11 protein-coding genes are annotated in these 9,495 nt (G+C 72.7%); 8 read left to right on the top strand and 3 right to left on the bottom strand.

The window, feature by feature from the left end:
* A partial coding sequence (locus ACXJKL_RS07270; RefSeq protein WP_457206391.1) for a patatin-like phospholipase family protein occupies positions 1–571 on the top strand: 571 nt, incomplete at its 5' end.
* Between the two features lie 27 nt (positions 572–598).
* Here ACXJKL_RS07270 and msrB read toward each other — a convergent pair.
* Entirely contained in the window at positions 599–994 is a 396-nt protein-coding gene (msrB, locus tag ACXJKL_RS07265) for a peptide-methionine (R)-S-oxide reductase MsrB (protein WP_457206390.1), read from the bottom strand.
* 147 nt (positions 995–1,141) lie between these two features.
* Between msrB and ACXJKL_RS07260 the strand changes: the two genes are divergently transcribed.
* The 4 genes from ACXJKL_RS07260 (at position 1,142) to ACXJKL_RS07245 (ending at position 4,194) form a co-directional block, all read left to right on the top strand.
* Positions 1,142–2,215, top strand: a complete 1,074-nt coding sequence (locus ACXJKL_RS07260; protein ID WP_457206389.1) for a ferredoxin reductase — start codon at positions 1,142–1,144, stop codon at positions 2,213–2,215.
* A gap of 11 nt (positions 2,216–2,226) precedes the next feature.
* Positions 2,227–3,456 (top strand): fatty acid desaturase family protein, encoded by a 1,230-nt coding sequence (locus ACXJKL_RS07255; RefSeq protein WP_457206388.1) that lies wholly within the window; start codon positions 2,227–2,229, stop codon positions 3,454–3,456.
* Positions 3,453–3,761 (top strand): hypothetical protein, encoded by a 309-nt coding sequence (locus ACXJKL_RS07250; protein ID WP_457206387.1) that lies wholly within the window; start codon positions 3,453–3,455, stop codon positions 3,759–3,761. The genes ACXJKL_RS07255 and ACXJKL_RS07250 overlap by 4 nt, the downstream gene beginning before the upstream one ends.
* A gap of 103 nt (positions 3,762–3,864) precedes the next feature.
* The gene (locus ACXJKL_RS07245; protein WP_457206386.1) at positions 3,865–4,194 is read left to right on the top strand and encodes a YciI family protein; all 330 of its coding nucleotides are present in this window, start codon (positions 3,865–3,867) and stop codon (positions 4,192–4,194) included.
* Positions 4,195–4,200: 6 nt separating this feature from the next.
* Here ACXJKL_RS07245 and ACXJKL_RS07240 read toward each other — a convergent pair whose 3' ends face one another.
* A complete protein-coding gene (locus tag ACXJKL_RS07240; protein ID WP_457206385.1) occupies positions 4,201–5,292 on the bottom strand; it encodes an SLC13 family permease in 1,092 nt (363 codons plus the stop codon).
* A gap of 45 nt (positions 5,293–5,337) precedes the next feature.
* Between ACXJKL_RS07240 and ACXJKL_RS07235 the strand changes: the two genes are divergently transcribed.
* Genes ACXJKL_RS07235 through ACXJKL_RS07225 form a run of 3 tightly spaced genes read left to right on the top strand, consistent with a single transcriptional unit; the run spans position 5,338 to position 7,992 of the window.
* Complete coding sequence (locus tag ACXJKL_RS07235) at positions 5,338–6,423, top strand: DNA polymerase domain-containing protein (protein WP_457206384.1); 1,086 nt, start codon at positions 5,338–5,340, stop codon at positions 6,421–6,423.
* Positions 6,420–6,950: a mycothiol transferase gene (locus tag ACXJKL_RS07230; RefSeq protein ID WP_457206383.1), complete on the top strand. Its 531-nt coding sequence runs from the start codon at positions 6,420–6,422 to the stop codon at positions 6,948–6,950. The genes ACXJKL_RS07235 and ACXJKL_RS07230 overlap by 4 nt, the downstream gene beginning before the upstream one ends.
* Before the next feature lie 10 nt (positions 6,951–6,960).
* Entirely contained in the window at positions 6,961–7,992 is a 1,032-nt protein-coding gene (locus ACXJKL_RS07225) for a sulfotransferase family protein (protein WP_457206382.1), read from the top strand.
* Positions 7,993–7,995: 3 nt separating this feature from the next.
* Here the strand turns inward: ACXJKL_RS07225 and ACXJKL_RS07220 are convergent.
* On the bottom strand, positions 7,996–9,495 hold a 1,500-nt coding region (locus ACXJKL_RS07220), incomplete at its 5' end, for a stealth family protein (protein WP_457206381.1).

Below are 9,495 nucleotides of genomic sequence, written 5' to 3'. Positions count from 1 at the left end.
CGTCAGCTCACCGCGGGTCCCCACCCGGCGCGCGGGCGTGCTGGCGGACGTCGCCCGTGAGCTCTTCGGCGAGCAGTCCCATCCGTCGGTCGCGGTGTCGGCCGTCTGCGTCCGGACCCGACGGCGCCATATCCTCGACGGCGGCAGGTATCCGCTGGCCGACCTCGTGGCCGCCTCCTCCGCCGTGCCAGGACTGTTCCCGCCGCACCGCATCGAGGGCCGGCTCTACATCGACGGAGGCATGTGGTCGGCGACCTCGGTCGACGCCGCGGCGGAGGCCGACCACGTGATCGTGGTCGCGCCCCTGGCCGGCCTGGTGCTGGGCCCCCTGGGGCAGACCGCTGGACTCCTGCTCGAGCGGGAGCTGCGTCGGTGGCGGCAGCGGCATCCCGAGAGCACGGTGACGCTCGTCCGGCCGGACCGCGCGATGGCGCGCCTGGCCGGTCTCCATCCCCTCGCGCTCTTCGACGACGAGCGCGCCCACGGGGTCTACCCGCTGGCCCACGAGCAGGGGCTGCGCGTCGCCGAGGCGCTGTCGGGCGACCGGGTCGACACCGACCCGGCGGCCTGAGCCGCGCGGCCCCGGACTCCGCCGCTCCTAGGCAGGCTTGAGGTCGATGCTGATCGAGTTGATGCAGTAGCGGTCACCGGTGGGCGTGCCGTAGCCGTCGGGGAAGACGTGGCCCAGGTGCGAGCCGCAGCCGGCGCAGCGCACCTCGACCCGCTTCATCCCGTGCGAGACGTCCTCGATGTACTCGATGGTGTCGGTGATCGGCTGGTAGAAGCTCGGCCAGCCGCAGCCGGAGTGGAACTTCGTGCTGCTGGTGAACAGCTCGGCACCGCACGCCTTGCAGGAGTAGGTGCCCTCCGTCTCGGTGTCGGTGTACTCGCCGACGAAGGCGCGCTCCGTCCCGGCCTGACGGAGCACGGCGTACTCCTCGGGGGACAGCTGGGCGCGCCACTCCTCGTCGGTCTTCTCCACGTCGTAGGCCATGGCGCCCACGCTACTGCGGGAGTGGTCGCCAGGTGGCGTGGGCAGTGGCGTGGGTCGCACACCGGACCCCTTGACGAATCGAGTGTACGAGTGTTCACTCAATCTCTGAGAAGACCACGACCGCTCGCCTCCGGGGAGGACGCACGCATGTCTGTGACCGACCGACTGGCCCGGGCCCGCACCGCGGGGGCCCGGCTGACCACGCCGCTGCACCCCGACGACTACCTCTCGCTGGTCAACCCGCTGTGGACGGCCCGCGAGCTGCGCGGCCGCATCGAGGAGGTCGTCCCCGAGACAGAGGACGCCRCCACCGTGGTCATCCGCCCCGGCTGGGGCTGGCGCTACGACCACAAGCCCGGGCAGTACGTCGGCATCGGCATCCAGGTGGACGGCACGTTCCACTGGCGCTCCTACTCCGTCAGCTCGCCGCCACGACGAGACGGTCGCACCATCGCCATCACCGTGCGGGCGATGCCCGAGGGCTTCCTGTCCCAGCACCTCGTCGAAGGCCTCGAGCCCGGCACCATCGTCCGGCTGGCCCTGCCCGCGGGCGAGTTCGTGCTGCCCGACCCGCCCCCGGCGCGGATGCTGATGCTGGTCGGCGGCTCCGGGATCACCCCGGTCATGTCGATGCTGCGCACGCTCGATCGCCGCGGCACGATGCCCGACGTCGTCGTGCACTACTCCTCGACCACCGAGGAGCGGATGATCTTCCGCGACGAGGTCTGCGAGCTCGCCGACCGGCACGACACCCTCACCCTGCACCGGCGGCACACCGACGACGAGGGCATCCTCGACCTGGCCGACCTCGACTCCCTCGTCCCGGACTGGCGCGACCGCGAGACCTGGGCCTGCGGCCCGGCGCCCATGCTCGATGCGGTCGAGGAGCACTGGGAGCGGGCCGGGATCGACGACTCCCTGCACCTCGAGCGCTTCTCGCTCAAGCTCGAGGGCGACGGCGGCGAGGGCGGCACGCTCCGCTTCCAGAACTCCCAGAAGTCCATCGAGGTCGACGGCGCCACCACCGTCCTCGAGGCCGGCGAGCAGGCGGGCGTGGGCATGCCCTACGGCTGCCGGGTCGGCATCTGCCACACCTGCACGCTGACGCTGGTCAGCGGCACCGTGCGCGACCTGCGCACCGGCGACGAGTACGACGACACCCACGACTCCGTGCAGACCTGCGTGACCGTCCCGGTCGGCGACTGCACCCTCGCGATCTGAGAGGAACCCGCATGGCCATCAGCGACGTCAAGGAGTACACCCACCTCACCGACGAGGAGGTCGACCAGCTCGGGCGCGAGCTCGACGCGCTGCGCGCGGAGGTCGAGGAGTCTCGCGGCGCGGACGACGCGGCGTACATCAACCGCATCATCACCCTCCAGCGCCGCCTCGCGGTGGCGGGCCGGATCACCCTGTTCGCCTCGCGCTGGAAGCCCGCGTGGGTCGCCGGCGCCGCCATGCTCGGCGTGGCCAAGATCCTGGAGAACATGGAGATCGGCCACAACGTCATGCACGGGCAGTGGGACTGGATGAACGACCCGGAGATCCACTCCTCCACCTGGGAGTGGGACACCGCCCAGCCGGCCGAGCAGTGGAAGCACAGCCACAACTACATCCACCACCAGTTCACCAACGTGCTGGGCCACGACAACGACATCGGCTACGGCATCCTGCGGATGGCCCGCGAGCAGCGGTGGCACCCGGCCAACCTCGGACAGCCGGTCTACAACGCGCTGCTGGCCACGCTGTTCCAGTGGGGCGTCGCGCTGCACGACCTCGACCTCGAGGCGATCCGCAAGCGCGAGAAGGACCCGAAGGTGCTGGCCAAGCAGCTGGCGCAGATCAAGCGCAAGATCAGCCGCCAGATCGGCAAGGACTACGTCTTCTTCCCGCTGCTGACCGCGGCGACCGGTCCGGCCAACGTGGTGCCGACGATCACCGCCAACGCCACCGCCAACCTGGCGCGCAACGTGTGGTCCTACATGATCATCTTCTGCGGGCACTTCCCCGACGGGGCGCTGCACTTCACCGAGGAGGAGCTCGAGGACGAGACGCGCGCGGAGTGGTACCTGCGCCAGATGCTCGGCTCGGCCAACTTCGAGGGCGGCAAGCTCCTGCACGTGATGAGCGGCCAGCTCGGCTACCAGATCGAGCACCACCTCTTTCCGGACCTGCCGTCCAACCGGTACGCCGAGATGTCGGTGCGGGTGCGCGAGCTCGCCGCGAAGTACGACATCCCCTACACGACGGGGCCGCTCCACCGGCAGTACGGCCAGGCGCTGCGGACGATCATGAAGCTGTCGCTGCCCAACCGCTTCACCTCCACCGACCGGCCCGAGCAGCCCACCGACCCCGCGCAGGGGGCGCCGGTCGAGCGCGGTCGGCGCACGGACGCCCAGCGCCCGACGCGCAGCGCCCAGACCGGCGACTGGTACTCGCGCAGCACGCGGGGCGCGTCGTGAGGGAGGACCTTCGGGACGGGTCGACCCGGTTGCGCGAGCCGACCCGGGCCTGGGTCACCCAGTGCGCCCTGTCCCGGATCTGCGGCGTGTGCGAGGAATCGCTCGGGCGGCCGATCGCCTTCGTCGGCACGCCGCGCGAGGGCGACCGCAACCAGTTCCACCAGCCGCCGATGCACCTCGCGTGCGCGGAGCAGGTGCGGACACCGGACCAGGTCGTCGTGACGACGGCGGGCTTCGAGTTCGTCCGGCCCGACCGCGACGACCCGGATCCGGCGCCGCGCTTCGAGCCGCACGCGCGCCTGTGAGTCCTCCACCCGGTCGGCCGGTGTCGCAGCCGGGCCCCGGCGATCGTTGAGAGGGTGAGCGGCGACCCAGCGGGGTCGCCCCGCACCCGAGGAGGGGACCGCGATGCAGTACCTGATGTCCGTGATCGACGACGCGAGCGAGTCCGGCACGGCCGAGGAGATGGCGGCCACCGGCGTCTTCAACGAGCGGCTCCGGGACCGGGGCCACTGGGTCTTCGCGGGTGGCCTCGGTGCGCCCGGCACGGCGACCGTGGTCGACAACCGGGACGGCCGGGCGGTGACCACCGATGGGCCGTTCGTGGAGTCGAAGGAGTACCTCGCCGGCTTCTGGATCATCGAGGCGCCCGACCCCGACGTGGCGCTGGCGCTGGCCGCCGAGGGGTCGGCCGCCTGCCACCGGAGGGTCGAGGTGCGTCCGTTCCTGCGGGACTGAGGAGGCTCAGTTCCAGCCGGTGACGGCGCTCAGCGTCAGGGTCGCCAGCGTGACCGCCAGGACGGCGACGAGTCCGCCGGTGAGCGCGAAGCGGCCCCAGTGGATCGACAACCCGGCCGCGTGGCAGCGCTGGGCCCACAGGACGGTGGCCAGGCTGGCCCACGGGGTGACCAGGGGGCCGACCCCGACGCCGATGAGCAGCGCACCGAGCCGCTGCGGGCTGTCGGCGGTGACCGGCTCCAGGGCCAGGTAGGCAGGCAGGTTGTCCAGCACGTTGGCGCTGCCGGCCGCGACCCCGGCCAGGCGGAGCAGGGCCAGGGGCCCCTCCCCGGTGCCGGTCATCGCCGCGGCCAGCTCGGTCAGGCCGTGCTCGTGGGCGAGCTGCACGAGGAAGAACAGCGCCCCGACGGCGAGGACCAGCAGCCAGGGGACGAGCCTGAGGTGCAGCAGGTCCCGGCGCCAGACCAGGCAGGCCAGCACCACGACCCCGCACGCGATGCCGGACACCACCGTCACCCGGCCGGTGAGCGTCAGGGCCGGGCCCAGGGCCAGGCAGGCCAGGGCGGCGACCACGACGGGCGCGCGCGGGCCCGCGAGCGGGTCCGGCTCGTCGTACTCCCGGCGGGGGAGGGCGAGGGTGCGTCGGTGCAGGACCGCGAGCACCGCGACGGTCACCAGGACGGCGACCAGGCCCGGCAGCGCCATCAGCGCGACGTACTCGGCGGCGCTCATGTCGAGGTGGCTCAGGGCGAGCAGGTTGGTGAGGTTGGAGACCGGGAGGAACAGCGAGGCGGTGTTGGCGAGCAGCACCGTGGTCATCGCGAAGAGCACGGGGTTGATCCGCAGCCGCACGGCGACGGCCAGCACGACCGGGGTGAGGAGCACGGCGGTGGTGTCCAGGGAGAGGACGGCGGTGCTGGCGACGGCGACCGCGACCAGCCCGACCCACACCCGGCGTACCGACCCGTGCGCGGCGTGCACCACGCCGTCGGCGACCAGGTCGAAGAGGCCCAGGCCGGAGCACAGCTCGGCCAGGACGGTCGCGAACACCAGGAACAGGAGGATCGGTCCGATCCGCGCCACCAGGTCGGCCGTCACAACGGAGCAGGCTACTCAGCGGGTGGGGACCACTACGGTGGCGGCATGGCAGCAGCGAAGGCAGCGATGGTCGTCGCCGGGGGGCGCGAGGTGCGGGTGTCCTCCCCGGACCGGGTGATCTACGAGGCGACGGACACGACGCCCGAGGTCACCAAGGTGATGGTGGCGGAGTACTTCGCCTCGGTGGAGGACGGCCTGATGCGCGCCCTGCGCGAGCGGCCGACCGCGCTGGAGCGGTGGACGAGCGGCGTACGCCCCGGCATGAAGCTGGCGACCGGGCCGCAGGACAAGGACGCCGACGCGTTCTACCAGAAGCGGGTGCCCAAGGGCGCTCCCGACTACCTCGAGTCGGTGCAGATCACCTTCCCCTCCGGTCGCACGGCCGAGGAGATCTGCCCGACCGAGATCGCCGTGCCCGTCTGGTGTGCCCACATGGGGACGCTGACCTTCCACCCGTGGCCGGTGCGTCGCGCCGACGTCGACCATCCCGACGAGCTGCGCATCGACCTCGACCCCCAGCCCGGTACGTCGTTCGCGGACGCCGTGCGCGTCGCCGGCGTCGCCCGCGAGCTGCTCGGGGACCTCGGGATGACCGGCTTCGCCAAGACCTCGGGCAACCGGGGCGTGCACGTCTACGTCCGGATCCAGCCGTCCTGGGAGTTCGCCGACGTGCGGCACGCGGCCATCGCCTTCGGCCGCGAGCTGGAGAAGCGCGACGACGGCGTGACGACGGCGTGGTGGAAGGAGGAGCGCGGCGAGCGGATCTTCGTCGACTTCAACCAGAACACGCGCGACCGCACCATCGCCTCGGCGTACTCGCTGCGTCCGCTGCCCGGTGCGCCGGTCTCGACGCCGGTGACGTGGGAGGAGCTGGCGACCCTGGGCTCCCCGACCGGTCTCAACCTCCTCACGGTGCCGGAGCGCCTCGCCTCCGACGGCGACCCGTGGGCGACGATCGACGACGTGCACCACTCCCTCCAGCCGCTGCTGGACCTGTGGGAGGAGCACCCCGTCGAGCTCAACTACCCGCCCGACCACCCCAAGATGCCCGGCGAGCCGCCCCGGGTGCAGCCGTCGAAGAAGGTCGCCTCCCACTGGGACGAGGACGGCAACCGGGTCGAGGGCACGTGAGCGGCGAACCCCCTCGGTCGGGTCCGGGCGGCCCCCGGCGCTGGGCCGACTACCTCGACTGGGTGCGCGCCGAGATGGTGGGCGGCGTCCTGGCCCTGTCGTACGACGACCAGCGCCGCGCGCTCGTCCCCTCCGGGTGGACTCCGCTCGAGCTGCTCAGCCACGTGCTCCACATGGAGCAGCGGTGGTTCGTGTGGGGGTTCCTCGCCGAGCCGGTCGCCGAGCCGTGGGGCGACTGGACCACGCCGGAGCCGTGGGCCTCGGACGACTCCGACGCCACGGTGCCGGGCGCCCGGTGGGCGGTGCCTGCCGATGTGACGGCGGAGGCGCTCGCGACGCGTCTGGAGGCCGTCGGGACGCGGACGCGGTCGGTGCTGCGGGACTTCCCGCTCGACGCGGTGGCCATGCCGGGTGGGCGGTTCGACGACGACCCGCCCACGCTGGAGTGGATCTGCTTCCACGTGCTGGGGGAGTACGCCCGGCACGTGGGGCACCTCGACATCGTCTCCGAGCTGGCCAGCGACTAGCCTCGACCGGGTGAACCCCCGCCTCGTCCTCGTCACCGGTTCCGGCCGTTCCGGCACCTCGAGCATGGCCGGCACCCTCAAGCGCCTCGGCCTGCACGTGCCCCAGCCGGAGGTGCCCGCGGACGAGAAGAACCCGCGCGGCTACTACGAGCCGGTGTGGGTGACCGAGTTCCACAAGCGGGTGCTCAACCCCGTGCCGGTCCGCACCATCGACACCCGGCCCGACGCCGCCGTCGTCGCCGACGCCGCGATCACGCCCGAGGTCGAGGAGGAGCTGCGGACCTGGCTGGCCGACCAGCTCGACCGGCCGCAGGTGCTGGTCAAGGACCCGCGTGCCTTCTGGATCCTGCCGGCCTGGACCCGGGTCGCCGCCCAGCTCGGGGCCGACGTGTGCACCCTGACCATGCTGCGCCACCCCACCGAGGTGGTGCGCTCGCGCGACTCGGCGTACCTCACCGAGCAGACGCCGACCTTCCGTCGTCAGCGCGAGACGGCCAACGTCGCCGCCTGGGTCAACGCCGCCTTCGCCACCGAGGCGGCCACCCGCAGCGTGCCGCGCGCGTTCGTCCGGTACGACGACCTGCTGTCCGACTGGCGCACGGCCCTGTCCCGCGCGGGCGAGCAGCTCGGGCTGGCCTTCGAGCCCGGCCTCGACGTCACACCGCACCCGGTCGACGACTTCATCGACGCCACGCTCAACCGCTCGGCCATCACGTGGGACGACATCGCCGTCCCGCCCGCCCTCCGAGACCTCGCCGAGCGCACCTGGCAGGTGATGAACGTGCTGGTCTACTCCCCGTCCGACGCCGGCGCGATCGACGAGCTGGCCGGCCTGCAGGAGGAGTACGGCGAGCTCTTCGACTACTCCGAGGCGATCTCGATGGACGCGACCACCGCCCGCGTGGCGGCCGGGCGGCGCGACGTACGCCGCAAGAAGGACGCCCAGCTCGACGAGCTCCGCGACGAGCTCGACGCCGTGCGCGCGGAGGTCGCGGAGCTGCGCTCGCGTCCCTCCGGCCTCGCCGGCCTCTTCCGCCGCTGAGGCTCAGCGCTCCCAGGGAGCCTTGACCGGGAAGTAGTCCGCGAGGAACTCCGACAGCATGGCGTCCACGGCGTCGGTGTCCACGGCGTACTCGTGGTGGTCGCCGATGCAGAAGAAGTCTCGGTCGCGGGCGCGCAGCTGGCGCAGCTGCCGCTCGATCCGGGCGTTGCTGAGGTCGAGGAAGGCGTGCTCGGCCGGAGCGGCGTACGCCGAGCCGGTCACCAGCCCGTAGTGCTGGGCCAGCGAGGACAGCATCGACACGTCGGTGTCGGCCCGGAACGGCGAGCGTGCGGTGCGGCCGACCGCGTCGGCGAAACGCGCCTCGACCTCCGCGAGCACCGACACGCGGTGGGGGTGCGGGGAGTGGGCCATCACCTGGGTGATCGCGACGCCGAAGGCCTCCTCGATGAGCGCGCGGTTGGTCGCCGCCGCGTGGAGGAACGGCTTGTCGGCGGTGCCCGGCAGGCCGATGGCACCGTCGCCGACGAAGGCCGCGAAGCCGCCGCCGGGGCTGAAGAACAGCTCGGGCCGCGCTGCCCGGCCGAGGAAGACGTCGTCGTTGAGGTAGACGAAGTGCTCGGCCAGCCCGGGGACCCGGTGCAGTGCGGTCTCGATGGCCTGGGAGTTGAAGGTGGGCAGCGCGTCGGGCGGCAGGATCTCGCGGTGGTCGACGACCCGCACCCGCCCGTCGAGCAGTGCATCGTCGACCAGCCAGTCCGGGCGCTGCCCGGCGGTGACGAGGTGGATCGTGCGCACCCACGGCGCGAAGAGGTGCACCGAGCGCATCGAGTGGCGCAGCTCGTCGCGGCTGCGGAACCTGGCCCGCCCACCTGCCTCGGGCCGGGCCCGGTCGCCGCCGCGTGCCTGCCGCGCGGCGTTCCACTCCGGGTCGTCGCCGTCGACCCAGGTGTAGACGACGTCGATCGGGAACGTCACGTCGTACGCCGTCGGCAACGCCATCAGCGGAAGCGTCGGCACGGTGACCCCGGCGACCTCGACGGACGCGGTCGCAGCGCCGGCGGGTGCCTGGGCCGTCCACCGGTTGGGGCGGGGGGCGACGAGCGTGCCGTCGGGCAACCGGTCCCAGAACTCGATCTCGACGCCGGCGTCGTCGGCGAGGTGGGTACGCCGCCCGTGCGCGCGCGGCCACGGCTCCAGCACCAGCCGGTTGGGGGCGGCGTTGCGCAGCGCGTCGACCAGCTCGCCCACCCGGAGCCGCCGCTCGGGCCACCCCCGGTCACCGGGGTCGCGGAGGGCGAGGTGCGCGGGCGCCGCCCGCAGGTGCTCCAGGAGGGCCTGCCGCTGCTCGGTCGGTACGACGACCGTGGGAGCGGGGCGGTCGTGTGCCGGGATGACGAACCACCCGCCACCCGCCGGGGACCCGGCACTGTGCTCGACGGCCCCCACGACCAGCCGCAGGGCCTCCGCGCGGGCCTCGACCGGGGTGACGAGCGGGATGTCGACCGGCATCCCCTCCCGGGTGAACGGCGGGGTAGTCCGCGA

This window comes from Nocardioides sp. P5_C9_2 (assembly GCF_054049555.1).
Note: the sequence above shows the minus strand (reverse complement) of the source record. Positions and strands in the feature narration are given on the sequence as shown.

Bases quoted from the DNA above. Each gene is read 5' to 3' on its own strand.
- msrB (WP_457206390.1), bottom strand. From the start codon at position 994: ATGGCCTACGACGTGGAGAAGACCGACGAGGAGTGGCGCGCCCAGCTG.
- ACXJKL_RS07255 (WP_457206388.1), top strand. From the start codon at position 2,227: ATGGCCATCAGCGACGTCAAGGAGTACACCCACCTCACCGACGAGGAG.
- ACXJKL_RS07245 (WP_457206386.1), top strand. From the start codon at position 3,865: ATGCAGTACCTGATGTCCGTGATCGACGACGCGAGCGAGTCCGGCACG.
- ACXJKL_RS07235 (WP_457206384.1), top strand. From the start codon at position 5,338: ATGGCAGCAGCGAAGGCAGCGATGGTCGTCGCCGGGGGGCGCGAGGTG.